We start from the raw sequence: 24,112 nt of genomic DNA, 5'->3' as shown, positions 1-24,112 counted from the left end.
AAAACAGTGATCACGGCACCGACTTTTCCCCTGAAAGGACCAGAGAAGGCAAACGCCGCTTTGGATAGGACAATCCATACAGCGCCTGTTGCCGATACCGAAGTGTCGGCGACGGATGCGGCTGTCCTTTCTTCAGATTTCGAAACGTTTCTGACTTTGTTGACAGCCCAGATGCGCAACCAGGATCCGCTCAACCCGACGGAATCGACCGAGTTCGTCGCCCAACTCGCCAATTTTTCGGCGGTGGAGCAGCAGATCCGTTCAAATGAAGTCCTTGAAGACATACTGGGTGCACTCTCAGGCGGTCAGGATATTGTGGCGCTGGCGGAATGGATCGGAAGGGAGGTGCGGTTCGCGTCCTCGGCTTCTTTCGATGGAACGCCTTTAGAAATCGAGACGACCCCGGTACCACTGGCCGACGCAGCTGTTCTTGTCGTGCGTAACGACCAGGGCGAAATCGTTCAGGTTCGCGCAGTGGATCCCAGCCAGCGGTTCGTCACCTGGGAAGGCCAGCAATCGGACGGCACCGATGCGCCGGACGGTGATTACACCTTTTCTGTGGAGTACCATGCGGAGGGGGAACTGATTTCCAGTGAACCTGGGCGCGTCTTCGTGTCCGTCAGAGAGGTGCGAATGGATGGAGACACAGCAATCCTGGTTGCCGCCGACGGCACCGAAATCCCTTTGTCTGAAGTGACTGCGATCAGAGAGGGTGCACCAGATTGATTTCTTCACTGACATTGCCGGGCAATGACAACACGGTATTTTCACCGCCGGTGAATGGAAGACTCAGCATTGGCGGTAGCTTGCACTGGCCGCAGTCAGTGATCTGACTCGACCGTGCAGCAGACTACTGCGTGAGGTTAGTTTGCATCTTGCTTAGGCGCCTTGAGTGCTATTCGCGTCCCAGGCGAAAGACTCATTACACAATGCTTCGGTCTGTGATCCCAACACCGCAAGACCGGTTCGGTTTGAGACGTTTGTTTCCTGGTTTTCTCGGGCGGAACTGTTGCCGCGTTCTGCGGTTCAAAAAGTCGCAGCCGCAATAGAGCTCCGTCGAAGAAAGCGCAGCCGTTTGGCGCTCGGTGTGCAAAGATTGAACCCGGATGCGGGATGGATGTTAATTCTCCGGTCCGTAAAAGAATCAGCTCGTGCTGTCTCAAATCGAAGGCGCCGGGCGGACGCATGCCGCTGCTCGAGGGTTGCATTTCGGGTTTCAGAAAAGCTCGATTCCATCGAACTCGCCCCCCCTGTTGGCGTCGGGTGTCGCACAAGTCCGACGTCTTATCCGTTCACCTTCGGACGTAGAAAGACGCCCTCGGCGAACCCGTTTTCAGTGCACTTCCCTTGCGTGCCAATGCCATGCTTCGGAACGGCTGGTTGAAAAACCTTTGTCGTTCCAGCTTGGCAAATTGAAATCCGCGGTCGGAATTCGCCGGGGCCCGTCCCTCGAGCCAGTTTCACCATGTAGCCATCAGAAGAGTTCTGCGCCTTAGGTGTTTGGTGACGTGTTTGTGCAGGCCAGTCGACGACACGGTCGGTGAACAGGTCGATGACTTCGGCGGGCCACAACCAGCATTTCTCATCATCAGCTAACTCGTTCCGTTTGCTTACACCTGATTGGACAGTAATCTCCCGTAATGCTGCTTTAGCTAGTTACCAACCGAAAGCGATGTCGCCGTATCGGCTGCGACCACGCCTGTAGTCGATATGCACGGTAACATCGGCCATCGACGCCTGCCCGGCAACACGGTTCTCCGGGATGCGTTTGCTTTGGTCGCGCATATTTTCCGTCAAGTTTCGAAAGCCAAAAACCTTACCGATGTCGCCTCAGCCGTTCCGGATCAGATCGATCTGATGCGCATCCGCCTGAGAACTGTTGCTCACTGGTTCGTTGAGGCATGCGCAAGAGGCGAGAAAATGAGCCCGAAGCAACGGGCGTTGGCTCTCGGTAAAGCGTACGTAAATCTGGGATAGTTCCAATCTTCTGATTTCCAGCGGCCCGTGCGTTTGGTGCAATTTCGGGAAGAACCACTTAACGGCCGAGCCAGCGGTTTTTGGCGCCGTGGCGAGGAATGGTCCGCTGCACCAGAATATTCACGCTCAACCAGAATTCGGGGAAATGGTCGGAGTGAGAGGATTCGAACCTCCGACCCCCTGCTCCCGAAGCAGGTGCGCTACCAGGCTGCGCTACACTCCGACACGGACCCTGCGTTTAAGGCAGGTTCGCGGTGGTGGCAAGAGGGATCACGCGAGCCTCTGACGGATAGAATCCACCGCTTTCTTCGATTCAGAGCTTAATGATTGAATTTCCGCAGCAATCACAGCGAATCCCTTGCCGGCCTCACCGGCGCGCGCCGCTTCCACGGAAGCGTTCAGGGAAATGAGGTTGATCGACATGGAAATGTTGTCGATCTGTTGCATCGCAGATTTGATGAGTTCCCGGTCATCGGCAGCTGTCTGGCGGCTGTGATCGTTGAAATATGTCGTCAACATGTCGAACAGAGTATCGACCTCCGGTCGCATCTTCGTCTGTGTGAACGTAAGAAGAGATCGCAGAGAGTCCGATATTTCTCGGCCCTCACGCGCCCCGTCGAGGGCCGTTCTAAGGCGCGAGTTCACCTCGCTGATGAGTCTGGCGGAACTGGCGACAGCGGCCTTCAGCTCCGCCGGCCAGTTCATTCTGCCACTGCCGAAATGCGTGGGAATGTCCTTGTCCAGCATGTCAGATGCCTGCCGCAGTACCTCGGAACAGTTTTCCACCCGCGCCACATCCTCATCGCTGAATTCGGCGGCCGGCTTGCTCATCAAAAGGGCCAGCCCTTCAAACACGATGGAGCGGACCGGGCCGACGACGGCCTTGATCTGGGGAAAGGCGTTCTCCGGGACGAAAGATGCGGTGGCTGCCATGGTTTCCTCGACTGCTGCATGGATATGCAGACTGATCACCGAAAGAAGTTAAGCCGCAGCTAACGGCTGCGGCCTACTGGCAAAGAAATCCGGTTTCTGTGCGTTCAGACGCTGGCGTCCAGCGCTGCGATGATGGCATCGCCCATGGCGCTGGTGGAGACCGGGCTAACGCCCTCCTCGCCGATCAGGTCGGCAGTACGCAGGCCATCTGCGAGAACCTTCTCCACTGCCTGCTCCACGCGCGTCGCTTCTTCGCCGAGGTCGAAGGAATAGCGCAGGGCCATGGCGAAGGACAAGATGCAGGCGATGGGGTTGGCTTTCCCCTGGCCTGCGATATCGGGTGCGGAACCATGAACGGGTTCGTACAGCGCCTTCGGGCGGCCGTTCGACATCGGCGCGCCGAGCGAGGCGGAGGGCAGCATACCGAGCGAGCCGGTGAGCATGGCGGCCGCGTCGGACAGGAGGTCGCCGAACAGGTTGTCCGTGACGATGACGTCGAACTGTTTCGGCCAGCGGCAGAGCTGCATGGCGCCGGCATCGGCATACATATGGGAAAGTTCCACATCGGAATACTCGGCTTCATGTACCTCGGTAACCACGCGCCGCCAGAGTACGCCCGACTCCATAACGTTGGCCTTCTCCATCGAGCAGACCTTGTTGCCACGCTTGCGGGCCAGTTCGAAGGCGGAGCGGGCGACGCGGGCGATTTCGCTTTCGGTGTAGCGTTGGGTGTTGATGCCGATACGCTCATTGCCTTCGGTGATGATGCCGCGCGGTTCGCCGAAATAGATTCCGGAGGTGAGTTCGCGGATGATCATGATGTCGAGACCGGCAACGACATCTTTCTTGAGCGAGGAGAAATCGGCCAGCGCGTCGAAGCACTGGGCCGGGCGCAGGTTGGCGTAGAGATCCATCTCCTTGCGCAGACGCAGGAGACCGCGTTCCGGTTTTACGGAGAAATCGAGATCGTCGTATTTTGGTCCGCCGACGGCGCCAAGAAGAACCGCATCGACACTCTGAGCCTGTTCCATCGTCTCGTCGGTTAGCGGGGTGCCATGCGCATCATAGGACGCGCCACCCACGAGCGCCTCGGACACATCGAAGGAAATACCGCGGGACGAACCCATCCAGTCGATCACCTTGCGAACCTCGGTCATCACTTCGGGGCCGATACCGTCGCCGGGCAGGATCAGAAGGGTGGGATTGGACATGTCACTTCCTCGCTCTTTCGTTTGGCTTTCGCGTAGCCGCTCGCTCCGGCAGGGTCAAGCGTCGAGCCAGGCGCCGAGGTTCGTGGCAAGGAAGTCCCACATCCGACGAATGCGCGGGCTGGTGCGCAGCGCTTCTGGCGCTGTCAGCCAAAGCGGCAGGGTCGGCAGAGCCAGTTCAGGCAGAACTTCGACGAGGTCCGGGTTGGCCCGGCCGAGGATCTTCTGGCCTATGCCGATTCCGCAGGCGGCGCAGGTCATCTGCCATTACCCGTCTGGCAATCGACGCGGCCGAGCGGAGTGGAGCTACACTGATCGTGCCGGGAAATGCCTACAACTTCGGTATTCAGCCTGCGCCGTGGCATCCGGGCGTGGAGCACGTGGCGGTAACGCCGAAGGGAAGGATCCGGATCGAAATGGAGGACACCTATCGCTCCGCGGTGGCCGCGGGGCGCGTGAGGGTGATTGTATTGCGGGCCGGGGATTTCATAGACGATGACCCGGAAGGTACCTGGCTGGGCGACGGTATCCTGCGGAAATTGGCCAGTAACAGGATAAACTATCCCGGCCCCTTCGACGTGCCGCACGCGTGGGCATATCTGCCGGACCTTGGCCGGGCTGCTTCGATGCTGGCGGAGAAAAGGGCGGAGTTGCCGCCGTTTACCGATATCGCCTTCCCCGGTTACACTCTGACCGGACGGGAACTCTCTGACGCGATTGCCCACGTGACAGGTCGGGAGCCAATGCTGAGCAGGATGTCGTGGTGGCCGTTGCGGATGCTGGCGCCGTTCTGGTCACTGGCGGCGGGGATGGTGGAGATGCGATACCTGTGGCGGCATCCGCATTGTTTCGACGCTGCTGCTTTCGAGGCAGAATTGCCGGACTTTGAGCATACGCCGGTCGAGGTGGCTCTGTCACCGCTGATTGGCAGATTGACGAACAAATCCGCGCACGTTCATGGCAATCTGATATCTACCCAGACAAGCCTGTGATCGGAACTCACAGGATCGCCCTGCCCGATCAAATCTGCCCCCGCCGTGCCCGGTGGTGGCCAATAGACACCGGAGTCGATCACGATGAGGTCGCTGGACGGCAGCACATAATCCACACGGAGGTTTCCCGGTCCGCGCTCATCATTCCAGTCGGCGGTGTCGAGGGCCGGGTCACCGCTGTGGTTGGCGTTTACGCCGCCTTGGTTTTTGCTTGCAGCGACCGCACCGAGGCTGCGTGGGACGGGGTCGTTTACGTCGGTCCGGGCCAACAGTGCCTGCAATGCCTCTCTTCGGCCATCGCCATCCATCGGGTCGGCGTTGAGATCGCCGAGAATGACGAACGGCGGGCCGGCGAAGGTCCTGACGCCAGTGTCAGACGGCAGCAAGGCGCCGTTCAGATAGAGGGACCAGAACTGGATCTCATCATGGTTACGGCGGCCGTTGAAATCTTCAGGTCCGTCGAAGACCGGGGGCGTGGGATGGGAGGCAAGAAGGCGTAGCGGACCACCGGGTGTTACAACGGCAACATCCCAGTGTGACTTGGAGGAGAGCCGGGCAGAGGCATGGACATCTGCTGATGGGAACGGGGCGCCATCAGGGCGTTCGGGCATCAGTGCACCGGGCAAGTCCTGCCAGAGCATCGTGCGGAAGGTGGCCGACGCGGCAGTCTCTACCGGGAAACGCGACAGAAGCACCATGCCGTACTGTCCGGGGAAGCGACCGTAGCCGAAGGCGTCCTCCGGCTCCGCCAATCTTCCGTCGCCGTCGAGATCAAGGTTGGTGTAGACGCCGGTGTTGCTGGGGGCGAGGAAGCTGTGTGGCATTTTCAACCCGTCCGGACCGGCGGCCAGCGCTTCGGTGAACAGTTCAAGGGCAACGCCGTCGGAATCGTAGTCGAACTCGTTGATTAACAGGATGTCTGGCCGGACCGTCTGGATTACGCCAATCACCGCTGCGATCTGGGAGTCCTGCTCCGCGTCCATGAGAGCCTTCACCAACAGACCGGGCGCCGAACGGCTGAGAGAGGCGTTATAGGTCGCAACGCGGATCGTTTCTGCCCATGTGGGCAGGGCGAGGCAGAGAAGGCAGAGAAAGCTTCCGAGCAGCGCCTTCACGCGCCGCGGGATCGCCGCACCAGCATGGCGACCTTCAGAATGGCGGCCCCGCGGATGACCAGCGAACCGGAAATGAAGGCCCAGAGAGTCACGCCCCAGACGAGCGGCTGGTAATTGTTCAAGACCGAAGGATCGAACCATCCGGAGGTACGCGACAGCAATACCGGCAGGATGTAGAGGAAGACGACGCCCGAAAGCAGGTTGATCACACCGTCACGGCTAAGCCTGCGCTCCACATCACGACCGTACCCGGGCTCGAACGTCGGCAGGTTTACCCAAAGATTAAAATCTCGTCGTCCAACCGGCCATTTGAACAGCCAAAGGAACACGGCGAAGAATGCAAGAGAGCAGAAGGTAACAAAGAAGCTGAGGGCGGCAGCCCGAGACAGGAGCAGCGCCAGTGTCGGGTCCTCGCCAGCAGCAATCATGTCGGCTGCAACGTTGACAGGGGAGAGCGGGAAGCTGAGCCAACCGATCATCTGATCCGACAGGCTGATGAGGTTTGAGGAGAAGTTGTCTTCTCCCTCCAGCGCCCGGCACAGGAAAACCAGTGCCAGAATCTGCATGGCAAAGGCGAGGAAGCGGATGCGATTGTAGGGCGGAGCGAAACGGAAATCGATCAGCCCCGGATGGGTGGACGCATACTCGAACAGTGTGAATGCCGCGATGACGCCACCGAGAATCAGCGAGATTTCCTGGCTAGCAACGCTGACACTCGCCTCCGGCAGGAGGAGGGAGGGGGTGGCGATCACGATGATCACGAGCCCGGCTCTGACCAGTGCGCCGATCAATCGTGAAAACACCGACTTCCCCTTCCCAATTCAGTGGCTCAGGACGGAAACGCCGCTAGAGCCAAGGCGCGCGCTCGGCATAGGCTGCCTCGAACGAGCCGATCTTTGTCTCATTTTTCAGCGTCAGCCCGATATCATCAAGCCCGCCGAGCAAACATTCCTTCTTGAAGGAATCCACCTCGAACGAGATGGAGCCTCCGTCCGGGCCTTGAATGGTCTGCTGTTCCAGATCCACCGTAAGCACGGCATTGGCGCCACGTTGCGCATCATCCATCAGTTTGTCCACATCTTCCTGTGGCAATATGATTGGTAAGATACCGTTTTTGAAGCAATTGTTGAAAAAGATGTCGGCAAAGGAGGGAGCAATTACTACCCTGATGCCAAAATCCAACAGTGCCCATGGTGCATGCTCACGCGATGAGCCGCAGCCGAAGTTGTCACCGGCCACCAGGATCTGCGCGTTGCGATAGGCCGGTTTGTTGAGAACGAAATCCTCGATTTCCGTGCCGTCCTGATTGTAACGCATCTCGTCGAAGAGATTCACGCCAAGCCCTGTGCGCTTGATTGTTTTCAAGAACTGCTTGGGGATGATCATGTCGGTATCGACGTTGACCAGCGGCAGCGGCGCCGCAACGCCCTCGATTTTCGTAAACTTTTCCATCAGACGATCTCCCTGACATCGGTCAGCCGTCCGGTGATGGCGGCAGCGGCAGCCATGCCCGGAGAGAGGAGGTGCGTGCGCCCGCCCCGGCCCTGGCGGCCCTCGAAGTTGCGGTTGGAGGTAGAGGCGCAGCGCTCACCCGGGGCAAGCTGGTCGGGGTTCATGCCGAGGCACATCGAGCAGCCAGCCATGCGCCAGTCAAAGCCCGCTTCGATCAGCTTCTGGGCGATACCCTCTTCCTCGGCCTGCGCGCGCACGAGGCCGGAGCCCGGAACGATCATGGCGCGAAGCCCTTCCTTGACGCGTCGGCCTTCCATCACCTTCACAACCTCACGCAGGTCCTCGATCCGCCCGTTGGTGCAGGAGCCGATGAAGACGGTGTCGATCTCGATGTCGGAAAGCTTCTGGCCCGGTGTCAGGCCCATGTACTCAATGCTGCGGCGCGCGGCGTCGACCTTGCCGCCCTTGAAGTCTTCGGGGTTGGGAACGATGCCGGTGATCGGCAGCACGTCCTCGGGACTGGTACCCCATGTGACCACCGGTGTGATCTCCGCCGCGTCGAGGACGATTTCCTTGTCGAAATGTGCACCCTCGTCAGAGAACAAGGTCTTCCAGTATTCGACGGCCAGTTCCCAGTTGCCGCCCTTGGGCGCGTGCGGGCGGCCTTTCACATAGGCGAAGGTTTTCTCGTCAGGCGCGATCAGGCCGGCGCGGGCGCCACCCTCGATCGCCATGTTGCAAACGGTCATCCGGCCTTCCATCGACAAGGCGCGGATCGCCTCGCCCATGTACTCGATCACATAGCCGGTGCCGCCGGCAGTGCCGGTGCGGCCGATGACGGAAAGCGTGATGTCCTTGGCGGTGACGCCGGGCGCGAGCTTGCCCTTCACCTCGACCTTCATGTTCTTCGATTTCTTCTGGATCAGCGTCTGCGTCGCCAGCACATGCTCCACCTCGGACGTGCCGATGCCGTGCGCCAGCGCACCGAAGGCGCCGTGCGTGGCGGTGTGGCTGTCGCCGCAGACGATCGTCATACCAGGCTGAGTGAGGCCTTGTTCGGGGCCGATGATGTGGACGATGCCCTGGCGGACATCATCGACATCGTACATCTCGACGCCGAAATCCTTCGCGTTCTGGCGCAGCGCCTCGACCTGGATGCGGCTCATCTCGTCTTCGATGCCCTTGGCGCGGTCGAGGCTGGTGGGCACGTTGTGATCGGGCACGGCAGTGGTCTTTTCCGGTGCGCGTACGGTGCGGCCCGTCATGCGCAGGCCCTCGAAGGCCTGCGGGCTGGTGACCTCGTGCACGAGGTGTCGGTCAATGTAGAGCAGGGAGGTGCCGTCGGCTTCTTCGTGAACCAGATGGGCATCCCATATTTTGTCATAGAGTGTTTTTGCGGACATGGCTTTTCTCATGTTCTGTGTCAGGGGACAGGGAATGGCGATTGCACGGCTCAGCGCCGGGCGCGCCGCGTCCGCTCTGCACCGAAGAAGCGCCAAGGCAGGCGGGATCGGTCATCCATGTCGAAAAAGCTTATCATGGCCGGTTCATACTCCCGCCGCGCCGTCGGGGCAAGCAGACTCAGCGGCCCGTCACACGGGCGCGGAGGATGGCGTCACCCGCATAATCCAGGGGTCTGCCGAGCATAGCGAGCGATGGGCGGCGGGCGGCGGCGTTCATCCGGGCAATGCGCGTGAGCATGGGATCCATCAGGTGCGCGCGGTATCTGTCGTAGCGTTCGGCCTCTTCTGGCAAACCGGTGCGGCGATCGAAAAGTGACAACTCCGGCGCGGAGGCCCTTTCCGCGGCGAAGATCGTGTCCCAGTTCTCCCCCCATTGCTCACGGGCGAAGATGTCGTTGCGGGGGGCGAATTGTTGCCAGAGTGCCTTGCGTGCCGAGGGGGGCAGCGGATTGTAAACTCGGCCCTTGTCCTTGATTTCCTCCGTGAGCGGCAGCAGGACATCGCGCAGGCGGCGGCGGCGGGTCCAGCGGCGGATGCTGCGGGAGGTTTCCAGTTGCTGAAGGGAATCGAACAGTGCCGCCACGGCAACGGCATCGAGCGAAACGTTGACTGTACCCGGGGGTGTAAAGCTGGTGCGTTCTTCATCTGATATCCGGTGACCCATCTCAGCCAGCAGATCCCACCAGACGCCACTTCTCCGACATGTTTCCGTGTAAGGCAGTACTTTCACGTTGCCCGGTGAGACCGAATTCAGCAGGGCGGAAGCAGCGGAAAAATCGCCGCCGAGCTTTGGGAAGTTAAGGTTTAGATAGGTGTCAAAACTCTGTGGAAACAGCATGTTGCGCAGGAATTCCGCGTGCGAGGACACTGCGAGGTCCGGCTGCGGGCGGACGAAGAGGTAGAACTTCAGGGCGTAGCCACGGGCAGCGAGGGCACGAAAACCGGTGATGCCACGGGCGTAACGGCACATGAGATAAGCAAACTCGCTGGAGATCAGGATGTCCCCGGCTGGCAATCCATCGATCTCCGCCGCGAGTTGGCGGGCCATGGCGCTGCGGTGCAGCGGGTTGTAGCTGCCGAGTTTCTGCGCCAACTCATGGTGGTTTCCCCGGGCCTCCTCCAGCCCGGTATCCGGCATGAGCAGGCCGCGACCGGCCAGACGGGTGCGGTTGAGGTGGAGGAAGCGTTGCAGGGCAGTGGTGCCTGTCTTCGGCAGCCCGGCGTGGATATGCAGGACGCGGGCGGTGCCTTGCGTCACGGCGAGAGCAGCAACTCTGCGGCGCGGATATGGCCGGTGAGGATGTCGCGGCGGTTCATCACCGGCCGCTTCATCCTGCGCTCCGCGGCGGGGTGATCACGCTCCAACAGACCCAGGCGGACGAGCAGTGCGGCCATTGCGGCCTCCGACGCGCGGGTGGTGCCGTCCTCGATCTTCAGGGCGATGCCGAGTTTGTGTTCGGGGAGGATGGCGACGAACACGCCTTCGGCCCCGGTCTTGACCGCAGCGCGTCCACCGCAGGCGGCCATCAGTTCGGAGCAGGCCCGGCCTTCGCCGGCGACAAGCAGTGGATGAGCGATCATCGCTTGCACCAGTGCTTCGGCGGCGGCGCGGCGGCTTCCCTGCAGGCTTTCCGGCGTGGCCATTTTCGCCATGGCTACGGCGAGCCCTTTGAGAGTGCAGGAAAAATTGGGGGCGGAACATCCGTCTATGCCGTAGCCGGGGCTGATCTCGCCAGTCATGTCTTCAAAAGCCGCGCGGACGGCTGCCTGCACCGGATGCTCGGGGTCGTTGTATTCGGGACCGGCGCCTAGGTGCTGGCCGAGGGTGAGGAAACCAGCGTGCTTGCCGGAGCAGTTGTTGTGCAGCTGACAGGGCGGTGTGCCCTGGGCGCGGAGGGCATGGCGGGCCGGCGCGTCGTCCGGAACCTGCGGGCCACAGCGCAGGTCTGATTCCCGGAGGCCGAGCGCCGAGATCCATTCAGCCACGGGTGCGGTGTGAATTTCTGCGCCGTTGTGGGAGGCGCAGGCGAGGGCGTGGTGGTGGCTTTCCAGCCTGTTGGCCTGCGCGGCACCACTCTCCAGCAGGGGCAGTGCCTGCAGCATCTTGGCGGAGGAGCGGGGATAGATCAGCTTGGCCGGATCGCCCCATTGCTCAACGATGTCGCCGCTGGCAGTGACGATGACCGCATGGCCGCGATGCTGGCTTTCCAGCAGGTCGCCGCGCCAGACTTCGGCCAGGACAGGGGGGTTAGTCATCTTTGTAGGCCTCCAGCAGATCGTCCCCGAGAATGCCTCGCAAGTGTTTGAAAGACAAGCGGATACGCCCCTTCACCGTGCCAAGCGGTATACCCTGACGGGCGGCAATCTCCGCATGGCTGAGACCTTCGTAGAACGCCGCGCGAAGGATTTGCTGCTGGGCCTCGGGCAGTTGAGCGATGCTGGTGCGCATCTTCTGCTGCAGTTCCCGGGCCGAAAGCTGCTCCATCCCGCCCGGTTCGGGATCGGGTTGGAAGAGCGGATCCTCGGGGTCCGGTTCGGGGCGCGCCTTGCGGCGATACATGTCGATGCGCCGATTGCGGGCGATGGTGAATATCCAGGTAACAGCCGCGGCCTTGGAGGCATCGAACGTCTCCGCCCGCCGCCAGATTGCGACCATGACCTCCTGCGTCACCTCGTCGGCATCTTCCGCCGACGCGCCACCGGACATGAGGAACGCCTTGATCCGTGCGGCATAGCGGCCGAAGAGTTCGGCGAAGGCCGAACGGTCCTTGCGTACAATCCGGGCGATGAGGTCCGCATCGTCGTGATTCGAGAGATCTCCCATCTCGCGGGTCGTTGTCCTTCCTTCTGTGCGGACAAGAGATAGCGGGAGAATCCGTCAAGTCGTGAAAAATTTGCCGGAAAAGGGTAAAATAGCCGTTAAAGGCTGGCCTGCCGTGCAGACATTCAATTAAACAGGGCGTACAGGCAAGCGAAACGGCCTTTCAAGAGCCGCAAATCGAACGGTGGAGAATTGTAAATGAGAATTCTGATTGTACCCCTTTCCATCCTCGCCATCGGCGTGGCCGCTATGGCATCGGCGCAGGGCAACGAGCGTGTCGCCGCCTACAAGGACTGGAGCGTGTTCAACCCTTCCGATCCCAAGGAGTGCTACATCGTCTCGCAACCGGTGCAGACTACTGCGGAACGCGGTGGGCAGACTGTCTCTGTAAATCGCGGTGAAATAAGGCTTTTCGTCACGATTCGACCGGATGCAGGCGTGAACCAGGAAGTGAGCTACACCGGTGGTTATCCGTTCCGGGACGGCAGCACCGTGGATGTGTCCATCGGTTCCGACCAGCATGTCATGAATGTCGGCGCGGGCGAGAGCGACCAGTGGGCATGGCCGGCCACGCCGGAGCGGGATTCGGCGTTGGTGGCAGCGATGCGCCGGGGAACCAATGCGGAGGTCACCGCGGTTTCCAGCCGGGGCACGACGACACGCGACACATTCTCGCTGCTGGGGTTCACCGCGGCGCTGGAAGAGGCCGCACGGCTTTGTAATTAAGGGTTTAACCGCCCCTGATCGAATGCACTGCGGCCCCCTGTGCAAGGGGGCTGTTTTGCGTTATACACGCCGCTTTCCACACCAGATGACCCGAGGTTGCAGATGGCCGCACCGATAACACAGGATGTGATGACGATCCCCCGCAAGGATGCGGGCGGACTGCCGAATCTTGTCGGGATGACGCGGGAGACGCTGGCCGAAGCACTGGCGGAGATCGGGGTGCCCGAGAAGCAGGTGAAGATGCGCGTCGGGCAGGTCTGGGCATGGATATACCAGAAGGGTGTTCATGACTTCGCCGAAATGACCAACCTTTCCAAGGATTTCCGGGCCAAACTGGCGGAGTCGTTCCAGGTCGCGCGGCCCGAGATCGTGACCCGGCAGATCAGCAGCGACGGAACGCGGAAATACCTGTTGCGGATCGCTGGCGGCCACGAGGTGGAGGCGGTCTACATCCCCGAGACGGATCGCGGAACCCTTTGTATTTCCTCGCAAGTCGGCTGCACACTGACCTGTTCCTTCTGCCATACCGGCACGCAGAAGCTGGTGCGGAACCTGACAGCGGCGGAGATCGTCGGCCAGATCCTCGTGGCGCGGGACGATATGGAGGAATGGGGCAAGCCTCCGGGTGACAAGCGCTTGATTTCAAACATTGTTCTGATGGGTATGGGTGAGCCGCTCTACAACCTCGACAACGTGCGCGACGCGATGCTTATCGCGATGGACGGCGAGGGGATTTCGCTTTCCCGCCGGCGGATCACGCTGTCCACGTCCGGCGTGGTGCCGGAGATTGCGCGGGCGGGCGATGAGATCGGCTGCATGTTGGCGATTTCGTTTCACGCGACGACGGATGAAGTGCGTAACCAGTTGGTTCCAATCAACAAAAAGTGGAATATTGATGAGCTGTTGCAGGCTTGCCGTGACTTCCCGCGCCTGTCGAATGCGGAACGGATCACCTTCGAGTACGTGATGCTGAAGGGCATCAATGACAGCGATGCGGATGCACGGCGGCTGGTGAAGCTGATCAGCGGAATTCCGGCCAAAATCAACCTGATACCATTCAATCCGTGGCCGGGTGCGCCCTATGAACGCTCCGACCCTGAGCGGATCGAGGCGTTTGCGGAGATCGTGAACAAGGCCGGGTATGCGAGCCCGGTGCGGACGCCGCGGGGCGAGGATATCATGGCCGCTTGCGGACAGTTGAAGTCCGCCACGGAGCGGGCCCGCAAGAGCCGGGCGGAGATTGCGGCGGAGGCCGGCGGCGCCGCCTGAGCGCAATATGGTTTTGGTATGGTTTCGGTATGGATTTGGTATGGCCGATGGGCCATATGACCCGCGTGCCCTTGCTGACGCGGCGAGCTTCATCGCGAAGGTCATGCGATTGCTTACCCGAGAGGTCATGGAATCCCCTACATGGCAGGTAGGCGAAACGACTACCCGAGAGGTAGTCGGAAATATGACCTGAAAGGTAACCGGTTTGGTTACCTCTGCCGCCCCCCCCTTTCGGAGGCTTTGACAACAGTGATGGCAGCGCCGAGACTGTGGCCAGGCAAATGGAATGACCGTCCGGGAACCGGCGGAGGGGAGAGAAATGAATTTCAGGAAAATTTGCGCGGCGATAGTCCTGCTGGCCGCGGGTCCGGCGATGGCCGGTCAACCGGTGGAAACGAAGCTGACCTGCCCAGTGGGGGGTGAGGCGTTCACCGTGACAGGGACGCTGTCTTGTTCCAACCTCGGGCGGACAATGTCGTTCCGTCCCGTGACCACCTGCGATTTCCGGACACGATTGCCGGTGTGCCCGGGCAACGGGTTGCCGATGTATTCGCCGTTCTCCGACGCGCAGGTGACGGACCTGACGGCGTGGCTGGAGAGCGAGGAATTCGCGGCGGCGAAGGCACTTCCCAAGTGGCAGCGGGCCTATGTGGTGGCGGAGCATCTGGGGCAGGCGGGCACGAACATCGGTTTCGGGCTTATGTTACAGGCGCTGTGGTTCGAGGAGGCGGAGTTCCTCGCCAGCGACAGTGCGATGGATACGCTGCTGGAGGAAGCAAAAGGCGAAGTGGAGAGGGTTCCGGAGATGGACGGCGCGTTCGTCCATGCGATCATGGCCTACGGGCTGGCGCGGGCCGGGCGGATGGAGGATGCGGAGGAACAGGCGGCGGCAGCCGAGGTTGCGGGTGACGGCAATGCTGACCTTGAGGCCTATCTGGTGGCACTGCGGGCATGTTTCGCCGACATGAGCGCCGAAGCCTGTCAGCCGGACGCGGCCTACCAGCCGTAATCACCCTCAGACGCGGTAATATTTGCGCCCGAGTGCCTTGTAGGTGCCGAGACCGCCAGAGACGCCGTAGCGGCGCATGCCGGACAGGCTGATCTGGTTCAGGACCAGCCCGGTAACGGGTACGTCGACGGTATCGAACATGTGCAGCGCTTCCTCCGCCTGATGCTGGGTGGTGCTGTTCCAGCGGATGACGAAGAGGGTGGCGTCGGCGGCGCGGGCGATGATGCGGGCGTCGGGGACGATGAGCACCGGTGGTGTGTCGATGATGATGGTATCGTACTTCGCCCGGGCCTCGGCCAGCATCGCGTCGAAACGCTGGCCGGCGAAGAGATCTGACGAGTTGACGGCGGAGCGTTCGCCGAAGAGGACATCGGCCCCGATGGCGCGGGAATGATAGGTGACATCGGCAAGATCCGCCTTGCCGGTGAGCACCGCCAGCAGGCCGCGGGCAGCACGCGGACCGAAGTGGCGGCGGACGAGACCGCGGCGGATGTCCCCCTCGATCAGCAGCACGCGGCGTCCCATGGCGGCGGTGGATTGCGCCAGCGCCATCGACAGGGTCGTCTTGCCGTCACCGGGGAGGGCAGAAGACAGGACGATGACCTGCGGCGGCTCTCCCCTGCCGGAGAGGAAGACGGAGGTGCGCAGGTTGCGAAGCGCCTCCGCTATCGCCGAATTGGGGTGTTTGGCCAGGTAGTTGCGAATGGCCGGAAGCGAGCGGCTGCGCAGGGCCGGAATCTGGCCAAGGACGTTACGGTTGGTGAAGAATTCCAGTTCGCGCACGGTGCGGAAGGTCGTTTGCCCCGCCTCTCGCAGGAGATGCAGGCCGAGCCCGGCACAGGCGCCGAACAGCGCGGCGATGGCCAGCAGGCGCGGCAGGTTGGGGGAGGACGGCAGCGCCGGGACGGCGGCGCGGGACAAGAGCCGGCTGTCGGATTTCTGGATGCCAAGCTGCAGGGCGGTTTCCTTCATGCGGGCGAGGAAGGTTTCATAGAGCAGGCGACTGGCGTCGGCCTCTCGTGTCAACTGGTCGATCAGGCTGACCTTGGCAGCATCGGCGTCGAGCCGCGAGAGGAGGCCCGAAAGCTCCGTTTCCTCCGGCGAAAGCACCGGCAGGGCGGCGGCGGTGATGCCGGGTTCGGGCTTGATCGCCGAAAGAAACGCCGCGCTGCCGCGATCCGGCGCGACGATGGCGCGCAACTCGCGGATCCGGCCTTCGAGCACGGCGCGGGTGCGCGGCTCCATCAGATCGGTTCCGGCACGGGCATCGGAGAGGCGCGCCTCGGCATCGGCGAGTTCGGCCTTAAGGTCGGCGACGCGGCGGACGAGCCAGCGGGAGGCCTGCTCCGTCGCGTTGGCCTTCACGGAAAGCTGGCTGGTTACATAGGTGTCGACGACGGCATTGGCGAGGCGGGCCGACTTCTCCGCTGTCGAGGTTTCGACGATGATCTGGAAGACGAGACTGTCGGGCACGTTGCGGACGGTGAGTTGGCGCAGAAGCGTATCGAGCGCGGCGTTTTCAGCCTGTTGCGGTGTTTGCGGGCGCGTTGGAGCGAGCGGTTGGCCGAGCCAGCGAGCCGCCGACGATTTCAGACGGGCCAGCGGGCCGGGAGGGCGCAGGGCCGGGTTGAACTCTGGGTCGTGGATCAGCCCCTCCTGCTTCACGACGCCAGCGAGTAACGCGCGGCCACGGATGACCTCTACCTCTGAATTTATGACGGTGGTGTCGCCGGAGAGGCCGCTGATGACATCCTTGAGATCGACGATGCGTTCCTCGCGGCTTTCGAGCATGACGACGGCGGTGGCGGTGAAGCGAGGTTCGGCGATGCGCAGACCCCAGCCGGCGGCCAGACTGATGGCGAGGAAGGCACAGGCCAGCGCCAGCGCCCGGCCGCGCCAGACCACCCGGAGCCAGGCGCCGAGGTCGATTGCCCGCTCGTCGTCCGATCCGGGCCGGAACAGGGCATGATCCGGAGCCAGGCGATTCATGGGCCGACTGCTCGGGATTTCCGGGGGGAAGGGGGACGGTCCACGCACACTCCTGTCCGCGACCGGTCATTCAGGTCGCATTAACCAATTCGGGCTTCCAGAGGCAATTGACGTAAAATTTTTTAAAATTTTGTTAACTGTCTGGCGAATAGACCGGATCGGCGCATGGGGGCATGTGCGGGGAGTGTGCGGGACTGTATCTGGCTTTCGGGAGTCCGCCTTGCTTATCTCTCCTTTCCCCATCCGCCTTCCCTACCCCGCAAACAGACCTGTCAGCGACACGATCTATCGTGCGCGCGTGAAGCATGGGCTGGACCTCGCCCTGGCGCTGTTGCTGGCGCCGTTGGTGCTGCCGCTGATCGCGGTGCTGGCCCTGCTGATACGCCGTGATGGCGGGCCGGTGTTCTTCGGCCATCGCCGTGTCGGGCGCGACGGCGCGATGTTCACCTGCTGGAAGCTGCGGACGATGGTGCCGGACGCGGAGGCGGTGCTGGCGCGGCACCTGGCGGCGCATCCGGAAGCGGCGCAGGCCTGGCAGCGCGATTTCAAGCTGCAGGACGACCCGCGGGTGACGCGGCTGGGGCGGTTCCTGCGGCGGACGAGCCTCGACGAGTTGCCGCAGATCTGGAACGTGGTGCTGGGCGAGATGAGCCTCGTCGGGCCGCGACCGGTAACGCCGCCGGAACTGGAGAAATACGCCGGCCAGAGCTGGGCCTACCTGCGGATGCGGCCGGGGATCACCGGTTTGTGGCAGGTTTCCGGACGCAACCGTGTGTCCTACGCGGAGCGGGTGGGCATGGATGTCGATTACGCCGAGCGGGTTTCGCCGGTGGTCGACTTTGCGATCCTGCTGGCGACCGCCGTGGTGGTCCTTGCACGCACGGGGCGGTAGGTGGCCGACCTTTCGGGCGTGCTGATCGCCATTCCGGCGCTGAACGAGGCCAGTCATATTCGGGGCTGCATCACCTCGCTGGCCGGGGCGGCACGCGACGGCGCGCGGCTGGTGGTGGCCGATGGCGGCAGTACCGACGGCACGCTGGCGGAACTGGCGCGGCTGGCGGAGGAGGTGCCGGGACTGGAGGTGCTGCACAATCCCGCACGGCTGCAATCGGCGGGGATAAATGCCGTTGTCGCGCAGAAAGCCGGGCCGGAGCATCACACGCTGGTGCGTTGTGACGCCCATGCCGTCTATCCGCCGGGCTTTGCGGCGCGGGTGGCGGCGGCGCTGGCGGCACGCGACAGCGCGGCGCTGGCGGTGCCGATGGACGCGCGGGATACATCCGGCAACGGCTTCGCGGCGGCAGCGGCGTGGATCGTCGATACGCCGCTCGGCTCCGGCGGAGCGGCGCACCGGGGCGGCCGGCGCTCCGGCTATGTCGAGCATGGGCATCATGCGGGTATCGGGTTGGCGTGGTTTCGCCGCATCGGCGGCTATGACCCGGCCTTCAGCCACAACGAGGACGCGGAGTTCGACGTGCGGCTGGCGCAGGCCGGGGGGCGCATCTGGCTGGATGCGGCGATTCGGCTGGACTACGCGATGCGGCCGACGGCGGCGGCGTTGGCGCGGCAGTACTGGCAGTACGGGCGCGGAAGGGCGGCGACGCTCATGAAGCATCGGCTGCGGCCGCGGTTGCGGCAGTTGCTGCCGGTGGCAAACCTGCTGGCCTGCGGTGCGGCGCTGGCGGCGGCGCCGATATGGCGGTGGGCGCTGCTGTGGCCGGGTGCTTACGGTCTGGCGCTGACGGGCGCGTCGCTCTTGTGCGCGGTGCGCCTGCGGCGGCCGGCGGGACTGTGGGCCGGGGTGGCGCTGGCGGTGATGCATGTTTGCTGGGCGGCCGGGTTCCTCGCCCACCTTGGCAAGAGGACGCGGGCGTGACTGAGCGGATCGACATCTGCCTGTGCACCTATCGCCGCCCCCAACTGGCGGAGACGCTGGCGAGCCTGGCGGCACAAACGGTGCCGGAGGATGTCTGCCTGCGGCTGATCGTGGCCGACAACGACACCGCACCTTCGGCCCGCGGGCTGGTAGAGGGCTGGGCGCTGCCGTTTCCGGTGCTGTATCTGCACGCGCCGGCGGGCAATATCTCGGTCGCGCGGAATGCGGTGCTGGCGCGGGCGGACGGTGACTGGCTGGCCTTTATCGACGATGACGAGATCGCGCCCACGGGCTGGATCGCGGCGCTGTTGGCGGCGGTGCGGGCGACGGGGACAGACGGCGTGTTCGCGGCGGCCGAGGCGCTCTACCCGGCGGCGGCACCGGGTTGGATGCGGGCGGGCGACTATCATTCCAACCGGCCGGTGCGGACCCGGGGGCGGGTGGCGACGGGACATACCTGCAATGCCCTGCTTCGCTGGGCCGGGACACCGTGGGCGCAGTGCCGGTTCGACACGGACCTGGGGCGCTGTGGCGGTGAGGATACCGTGTTCTTCCACGAGATCGCGCGGCTGGGGGCGCGCTTCGCGACCGCGCCGGACGCGGCGGTATGGGAGCCGGTGGCGCCGGCGCGTCTGAGCATGCGCTGGCTGCTGACGCGGCGCTACCGGATGGGGATGAGCCATGCCCGCGCCGCAGGCGGGCGGCCGGTAACCGGTGCGGCGCTGGCCAAGGCGGGGTTTTGTGGCGCGGCGGCGCTGGTACTGGCGTGGCACGGGGCCCGGCGACGGTACTGGCTGCTGCGCGGGGCCCTGCACTGCGGGGTGGTGGCGGGCGGGTTTGGCCGGACGGCACCACGGATCTACGGGGAGAGTTGATGGCCTCACTGATGTTCTTTGCCGCCGACATTTCGGAAGTGGCGCAGCTCCGGCGCATCCGGGCCTATCGGGACCTGGGGCATGAGGTGGCCTCGGTCGGGATGAGCAAACGCGCGTGCGCTGTCGAATGGCGGCACCTGAGCTTCGGCCGGATCGGTGAGCAGCGGCTGTGGCGGAGAGCGTCACGTCTGGTGATGGCGATGCCGAGGCTGTGGTGGCTGCGGCGGCAGGTGGCGGCTTGCGACCTGCTGATCGCCCGCAACCTCGACATGGGTGTGCTGGCGCTGGCGGCGCGGCTGCTGGCGGGGCGGCGGGTGCCGCTGGTGTACGAATGCCTCGACATACACGGGTTGCTGTCGGGGCGTGGCGTGGCCTCCCGGCTGGCGCGCTGGGTGGAACGGCGATTGCTGGCGCGGGCGGCGGTGCTGGTGACATCGTCCGGCGGGTTCATCGATGGCTATTTCCGGCCGGTGCAGGGGCATGACGGCCAGTGGCTGTTGCTGGAGAACAAGCTGTCGGGCCCGTTGCCACCGCGGCCGGCGCCGGGGCGGCGGACGGGGCCGCTGGTGCTGGGCTGGGTGGGGGCGCTGCGCTGCGGACCCAGTTTCGCGCTGCTCTGCGCCGTGGCCGACGCGATGCCCGAGGTGCGGATCGAGATGCGCGGGCGGGTGCATGCGCATGCGCTGCCCGGCTTTCACGCGGCGGTGGCGGCGCGGCCGAACATGGCCTGGCGCGGGGAATATGCGTGGCCGGAGGGGCTGGCTGCCGCCTATGCCGGGCTGGACATGGTGTGGGCGCAGGATCTGTGGCAGCGGGGCGCGAATTCCGACCTGCTGCTGCCCAACCGCATCTACGAGGCAAGCTGGTTTGGCTGCCCGAGCCTGGCCGTTGCCGGTACGGAAACCGGCCGGCGGGTGGCGGACGACGGGCTGGGATGGGTCGTCGGCTCGGCGGAGGCGGTGGAGGTGGTGACGCTGTTGCGGGGGCTGGACCGGACAGAGCTTGCGGCGCGACGGGCGGCCCTGCTGGCGCGGCCGGACCGTGATTTCGCGCAGATGCCGGAGGATCTGGCGGTGGTTGTGAAGGCGGCGCTGGGCGGCCCGCAAATGCCACTGGCGGTGGCGGCATGAGCAGGCGCATCCTGCCGGATTTCATCGTCATCGGCGCGATGAAGGCCGGGACGACGACGCTGTACGAGTTGCTGCGGCGGCACCCGGAGATCGGAATGTCGCGGGAGAAGGAGACGGATTTCTTCGTTGAAAACAAGGGCTGGCGGCACGGGCCTGACTGGTATCACCGCCAGTTCGCGCCGGGGTTTCGTGTATATGGCGAGGCGTCGCCGAATTACACCAAGGCGGCGGCGTTTCCGGGTGTGGCGGCGCGGATGGCGGCAGTGGTGCCGGAGGTGAAGCTGATATTCATAGCCCGCGACCCGGTGGCGCGGGCGCTGTCCCAATACCGGCATGCGGCGCTGATCGGTGGCCCGGTGCCGCCGCCGGAGGCCCTGGAAGGCTCGTCCGCATGGGAGCATATGATCGAGACAAGCAGCTACGCGGCGCAACTGGAACCGTATCTGGCGGAATTCCCGTCGGTGCGGCTGCTGGTGCTGGATTTCGGAGAGTTGTGCAGCGATACGGAGACGTGCCTCGGCCGGGTGGCGGCGCATCTGGGCGTGGCCGATCGCTGGGGAACTGCGGATGTCGAGAATGGCACCGCCAGCCTGGCGCGGTTGCCAGACTGGTTGTTGGCGCTGCGGCGAAGCCGGGCGCGCACGGCGCTGAAGCGGGTCGTTCCGCCGGGGGCGCGGCGGCGGTTAAAGGCGGCGCTGGCCAGTGGCGGTGCGCGTGCGGTGCCGGACGTGCCGCCGGCACTCAGGGCACGGCTGGCCGCGTTGCTGGCGGCCGATGCGGCCCGGTTCCGGCTGCTGACGGGCCAGCGTTTCGCCGATTGGGAGGTCTGACGCGCCAGCGTGCCGGGTCGGCGTGGAGAAAGGCGGCGGCGAAGAGAACGAGATGCGGGGCGTGCTGGCGGAAGAAGTAGTCGTCCATCAGTCCCATCAGCAGGATCGCGGCGCAGGCTGCCAGCCAGATGGTGGCATCGGGGCTGGTGGTGGCGAGGTACCAGCGTGTCAGCCGCTGGAGGGTGGCGACAATCAGGACGGCGAACAGGACGGCACCGGCCAGGCCCAGGGAGACAAGCGCCTCCACGTAGGCGTTGTGAAACCCGGCGAGGCCGCTGTCCACGGTCGCGTGGACGAAGGCGATTTCCCAGGCATAGGTGGCGGAGGACCAGAAGGCCCCGTAGCCGGTGCCGAGCAGCGGGCTGTCGGACCATGCGCCGAGGCCGATGTCCCAGAGAACGGTGCGGCCGGTGAGGGTGCCGGACTTGCCGAGACCGTCGAGCGTGGCTGACACGAGATCACCGCCAGTGAGGTTGGCGATGGCGGCAAGGCCGAGAGCCAGGGTGGCCGCGCCCAGCGGCAGGGCCGGGCCGAGGGTGGGCGGCAGGCGGCGGGCGGTGGCGAACAGCAGCATCAGGCCGATGGCGGCAAAGGCGAGCAGGGCGAGGACACTCTCCGCCTTCAGGGCGAGGGCGGCGGCCAGCGCGGTGGCGGCGAGCGCCAGCGGCAGGTGGCGATACCACAGGCCGAGGGCGGTTGCGGAAAAGGCCCACCAGAACGCGGCTTTGCCCATCCAGCCCTTCTGGACATAGATCCCGAGCAGCGGGCCATGGACCTCCCACGCCGGGGGCAGGGCGTTGGTGGCGGCGTTGGCAAGCGACAGGGCGAGCCCGGCCGACTGGGCGATAAACAGGGCGGTGAAGATGGCACGGGGGCCGAGCAGACCGGCGATGCGGATGGCGATGAGCATGGTCATCAGCAGCTGGAATGCGGCGGCGGCGCTGCGGGGTGGATTGACGCTCCACAGTGGTGAAGCGAGTGCGAGGAGCGGCAAAAGCAGCAATGGCCAGGCGGCGCGGAGGCTGCGGAGGGCGGGGCCGGGGGTGCGGGCGAGCCAGTAGAGCACGGCGGCATAGGCCGAGAGCCAGACGGCGGCGTTGGCGGCGGGAAACCGGAAGGTGGCCCCGTTGCCGGCGAACAATAGCACGGCGGTGGCGAGTACGGCGATGGTGGAACGGCGGATCGCAAGCGTCATGCGGTGATCCGGCGGCGGAGGGTGCGGGTGACGCGCTTTTCGAGAAACTCGGCGGAGACGTGGGCGATGAACAGCGACGCGGGCAGCGCCAGCGCCAGCAGGACAAGCTGGCTGGCGGGCCCGGCAAGCGCGGGGATGCCGAAGTGGCGCATCGCCGCCTTGGTGATGCCGATGATGATGGTGTGCCAGAGATAGAGCGAATAGCTGATGGTGCCGAGCCACATCAGCGGCCGGGTCTGCAGAACACGGCCCAAGAGACCGCGCCCCTCCGATATGCCGAGAATTGCGGCGGTGGCGGCGAGGAGTGCCAGACCGGCAAGCGCCAAGCGCGCGGGATCGGCCCAGAGATAGAGCGGTTCGAAGCGCGGCAACTCGGGGTTGGCGGCAAGGCTCCATGCCGCGAGGAAGACGGCGAGTGGCAGAAGCGGCTCCCGGATGAAGGCCGGCGGCAGGCGGTGCTGGACGAGGCCGAGGGCCACGAGGATGCCCGGCAGGAAAAACAGAGCGCGCGGATGCTGCAGGCAGATGGCAAGGCCGACAAGTACGACGAGGGGCCAGCCGCGGCGGGCGAGGCGGGTGGCACCGGCGAGGATGTAGAAGGCGAATTCGTAGCAGATTGTCCAGGCGACCGGGAACAGCACCGGCAGCGGCAGGAGCGGGGCCAGCGCGAAGAGATTGCCGAGGACGATCAGCGGAAATGCGGCGTTGGTCGCCGGACCGGTGACCCAGGGTAGACCGGCGACGAGGGCGAGCGGCAGATAGACCAGCGTGGTGAGCCAGAGCAGCGGCAGGATGCGGCTGGCACGGTTGTGCAGGAATGCGCGGGCGCTGTCACTGCGGGCCAGGGTGCCTATGATGACGTAGCCGGAGATGGCGAAGAACATCTCCACCCCGAAGGTCAGCGATCTGAGCCCGTGGTGGACGGGCGCAGGCAGGGACCAGACGGGCAGGCCGGAATTGTAGACGTGGTAGAGCACGACGCAGAGGGCGAAGAGCCCGCGTGCGCCGTGTATTCCGGGGCTGAAGCCCGCAGGTGGCGACGCCATGGGTGAAGCGGGTTTGGTGATCTGAAGGGAAATGCCGCTCATTTCGTACTGGGTGCGGGCTTTTTGGGAGGAGGCGGGGCATTGGCGGGCCTTGCCACCGGCTCCGGCCGGAATTCGTGGGGACGCAGGGATTTGCGGGCGGCGGATTCGCAGACCTGTTTCTGAATGAGTTTGCGGTCGAACAGCAGTGCTACCATGAGTGTACC

The 24,112-nt window shown here is 64.1% G+C and carries 25 protein-coding genes and 1 tRNA gene; 10 read left to right on the top strand and 16 right to left on the bottom strand.

The genetic code is table 11. The annotated features are described in order from the left end of the window. The first annotated feature begins 6 nt into the window (after positions 1-6). Positions 7-726, top strand: a complete 720-nt coding sequence (locus GO499_RS15250) for a flagellar hook capping FlgD N-terminal domain-containing protein (RefSeq protein WP_161862982.1) — start codon at positions 7-9, stop codon at positions 724-726. Between the two features lie 930 nt (positions 727-1,656). Here the strand turns inward: GO499_RS15250 and GO499_RS19790 are convergent. From GO499_RS19790 to GO499_RS15230, 5 genes are all read right to left on the bottom strand, one after another. Beyond that, positions 1,657-1,785: a hypothetical protein gene (locus tag GO499_RS19790; RefSeq protein ID WP_284154769.1), complete on the bottom strand. Its 129-nt coding sequence runs from the start codon at positions 1,783-1,785 to the stop codon at positions 1,657-1,659. A 338-nt stretch (positions 1,786-2,123) separates the two neighbouring features. After that, positions 2,124-2,200 (bottom strand) — tRNA-Pro (locus GO499_RS15245). A gap of 47 nt (positions 2,201-2,247) precedes the next feature. Further along, positions 2,248-2,910, bottom strand: a complete 663-nt coding sequence (locus GO499_RS15240; protein ID WP_161862981.1) for a methyl-accepting chemotaxis protein — start codon at positions 2,908-2,910, stop codon at positions 2,248-2,250. 104 nt (positions 2,911-3,014) lie between these two features. Then, the gene (leuB, locus tag GO499_RS15235) at positions 3,015-4,121 is read right to left on the bottom strand and encodes a 3-isopropylmalate dehydrogenase (protein WP_161862980.1); all 1,107 of its coding nucleotides are present in this window, start codon (positions 4,119-4,121) and stop codon (positions 3,015-3,017) included. Between the two features lie 54 nt (positions 4,122-4,175). Continuing rightward, positions 4,176-4,379 carry a hypothetical protein gene (locus GO499_RS15230; protein WP_161862979.1) on the bottom strand — a complete coding sequence of 68 codons (204 nt, stop codon included), beginning with the start codon at positions 4,377-4,379 and terminating at the stop codon, positions 4,176-4,178. 56 nt (positions 4,380-4,435) lie between these two features. Between GO499_RS15230 and GO499_RS15225 the strand changes: the two genes are divergently transcribed. Continuing rightward, positions 4,436-5,110 (top strand): Rossmann-fold NAD(P)-binding domain-containing protein, encoded by a 675-nt coding sequence (locus tag GO499_RS15225; protein WP_161862978.1) that lies wholly within the window; start codon positions 4,436-4,438, stop codon positions 5,108-5,110. Here the strand turns inward: GO499_RS15225 and GO499_RS15220 are convergent. From GO499_RS15220 to GO499_RS15190, 7 genes are all read right to left on the bottom strand, one after another. Continuing rightward, positions 5,074-6,225 carry an endonuclease/exonuclease/phosphatase family protein gene (locus tag GO499_RS15220; RefSeq protein WP_284154768.1) on the bottom strand — a complete coding sequence of 384 codons (1,152 nt, stop codon included), beginning with the start codon at positions 6,223-6,225 and terminating at the stop codon, positions 5,074-5,076. The genes GO499_RS15225 and GO499_RS15220 overlap by 37 nt on opposite strands. After that, complete coding sequence (locus tag GO499_RS15215; protein ID WP_161862977.1) at positions 6,222-7,028, bottom strand: hypothetical protein; 807 nt, start codon at positions 7,026-7,028, stop codon at positions 6,222-6,224. The genes GO499_RS15220 and GO499_RS15215 overlap by 4 nt, the downstream gene beginning before the upstream one ends. 43 nt (positions 7,029-7,071) lie before the next feature. Continuing rightward, positions 7,072-7,677 (bottom strand): 3-isopropylmalate dehydratase small subunit, encoded by a 606-nt coding sequence (leuD, locus tag GO499_RS15210; protein WP_161862976.1) that lies wholly within the window; start codon positions 7,675-7,677, stop codon positions 7,072-7,074. Further along, positions 7,677-9,080, bottom strand: coding sequence for a 3-isopropylmalate dehydratase large subunit (leuC, locus tag GO499_RS15205; protein ID WP_161862975.1), 1,404 nt, complete (start codon positions 9,078-9,080; stop codon positions 7,677-7,679). The genes leuD and leuC overlap by 1 nt, the downstream gene beginning before the upstream one ends. A 178-nt stretch (positions 9,081-9,258) precedes the next feature. Beyond that, a complete protein-coding gene (locus GO499_RS15200) occupies positions 9,259-10,398 on the bottom strand; it encodes a hypothetical protein (protein WP_161862974.1) in 1,140 nt (379 codons plus the stop codon). Further along, a complete protein-coding gene (locus GO499_RS15195) occupies positions 10,395-11,396 on the bottom strand; it encodes an asparaginase (RefSeq protein WP_161862973.1) in 1,002 nt (333 codons plus the stop codon). The genes GO499_RS15200 and GO499_RS15195 overlap by 4 nt, the downstream gene beginning before the upstream one ends. Further along, positions 11,389-11,964: a sigma-70 family RNA polymerase sigma factor gene (locus tag GO499_RS15190; protein WP_161862972.1), complete on the bottom strand. Its 576-nt coding sequence runs from the start codon at positions 11,962-11,964 to the stop codon at positions 11,389-11,391. Before GO499_RS15190 ends, GO499_RS15195 begins: the two co-directional genes overlap by 8 nt. 195 nt (positions 11,965-12,159) lie before the next feature. Here GO499_RS15190 and GO499_RS15185 point away from each other — a divergent pair, with 195 nt between their 5' ends. The 3 genes from GO499_RS15185 to GO499_RS15175 all read left to right on the top strand — a co-directional run bounded on the left by GO499_RS15185 (position 12,160) and on the right by GO499_RS15175 (position 14,965). After that, positions 12,160-12,687 (top strand): invasion associated locus B family protein, encoded by a 528-nt coding sequence (locus GO499_RS15185; RefSeq protein ID WP_161862971.1) that lies wholly within the window; start codon positions 12,160-12,162, stop codon positions 12,685-12,687. Positions 12,688-12,783: 96 nt separating this feature from the next. Beyond that, complete coding sequence (gene rlmN / locus GO499_RS15180) at positions 12,784-13,956, top strand: dual-specificity RNA methyltransferase RlmN (protein WP_161862970.1); 1,173 nt, start codon at positions 12,784-12,786, stop codon at positions 13,954-13,956. Between the two features lie 319 nt (positions 13,957-14,275). Further along, entirely contained in the window at positions 14,276-14,965 is a 690-nt protein-coding gene (locus tag GO499_RS15175) for a hypothetical protein (RefSeq protein WP_161862969.1), read from the top strand. Positions 14,966-14,971: 6 nt separating this feature from the next. Here GO499_RS15175 and GO499_RS15170 read toward each other — a convergent pair whose 3' ends face one another. After that, positions 14,972-16,954: a polysaccharide biosynthesis tyrosine autokinase gene (locus GO499_RS15170; RefSeq protein ID WP_161862968.1), complete on the bottom strand. Its 1,983-nt coding sequence runs from the start codon at positions 16,952-16,954 to the stop codon at positions 14,972-14,974. 220 nt (positions 16,955-17,174) lie between these two features. Between GO499_RS15170 and GO499_RS15165 the strand changes: the two genes are divergently transcribed. The 5 genes from GO499_RS15165 to GO499_RS15145 are packed head-to-tail and all read left to right on the top strand — an operon-like array spanning position 17,175 to position 21,665. After that, positions 17,175-17,846 (top strand): sugar transferase, encoded by a 672-nt coding sequence (locus GO499_RS15165; RefSeq protein WP_348520783.1) that lies wholly within the window; start codon positions 17,175-17,177, stop codon positions 17,844-17,846. Beyond that, positions 17,847-18,830 (top strand): glycosyltransferase family 2 protein, encoded by a 984-nt coding sequence (locus GO499_RS15160; RefSeq protein ID WP_161862966.1) that lies wholly within the window; start codon positions 17,847-17,849, stop codon positions 18,828-18,830. After that, positions 18,827-19,705 carry a glycosyltransferase family 2 protein gene (locus GO499_RS15155; RefSeq protein WP_161862965.1) on the top strand — a complete coding sequence of 293 codons (879 nt, stop codon included), beginning with the start codon at positions 18,827-18,829 and terminating at the stop codon, positions 19,703-19,705. Before GO499_RS15160 ends, GO499_RS15155 begins: the two co-directional genes overlap by 4 nt. Beyond that, positions 19,705-20,835, top strand: coding sequence for a glycosyltransferase (locus tag GO499_RS15150; RefSeq protein WP_161862964.1), 1,131 nt, complete (start codon positions 19,705-19,707; stop codon positions 20,833-20,835). Before GO499_RS15155 ends, GO499_RS15150 begins: the two co-directional genes overlap by 1 nt. Next, on the top strand, positions 20,832-21,665 hold the full coding sequence (locus tag GO499_RS15145) for a sulfotransferase family protein (protein WP_161862963.1): 834 nt from the start codon (positions 20,832-20,834) through the stop codon (positions 21,663-21,665). Before GO499_RS15150 ends, GO499_RS15145 begins: the two co-directional genes overlap by 4 nt. Here GO499_RS15145 and GO499_RS15140 read toward each other — a convergent pair. The 3 genes from GO499_RS15140 to GO499_RS15130 are packed head-to-tail and all read right to left on the bottom strand — an operon-like array spanning position 21,577 to position 24,103. Further along, positions 21,577-22,860 carry an O-antigen ligase family protein gene (locus GO499_RS15140; protein WP_161862962.1) on the bottom strand — a complete coding sequence of 428 codons (1,284 nt, stop codon included), beginning with the start codon at positions 22,858-22,860 and terminating at the stop codon, positions 21,577-21,579. The genes GO499_RS15145 and GO499_RS15140 overlap by 89 nt on opposite strands. Beyond that, a complete protein-coding gene (locus GO499_RS15135) occupies positions 22,857-23,948 on the bottom strand; it encodes an acyltransferase family protein (RefSeq protein WP_161862961.1) in 1,092 nt (363 codons plus the stop codon). The genes GO499_RS15140 and GO499_RS15135 overlap by 4 nt, the downstream gene beginning before the upstream one ends. Then, positions 23,945-24,103 (bottom strand): hypothetical protein, encoded by a 159-nt coding sequence (locus GO499_RS15130; RefSeq protein WP_161862960.1) that lies wholly within the window; start codon positions 24,101-24,103, stop codon positions 23,945-23,947. Before GO499_RS15130 ends, GO499_RS15135 begins: the two co-directional genes overlap by 4 nt. Between the last annotated feature and the right edge of the window lie 9 nt (positions 24,104-24,112).

Source organism: Algicella marina, from assembly GCF_009931615.1.
GTDB lineage: Bacteria > Pseudomonadota > Alphaproteobacteria > Rhodobacterales > Rhodobacteraceae > Algicella > Algicella marina.
The sequence above is the reverse complement of the archived record's forward strand: the minus strand, read 5'-3'. Positions and strand labels throughout refer to the sequence as shown.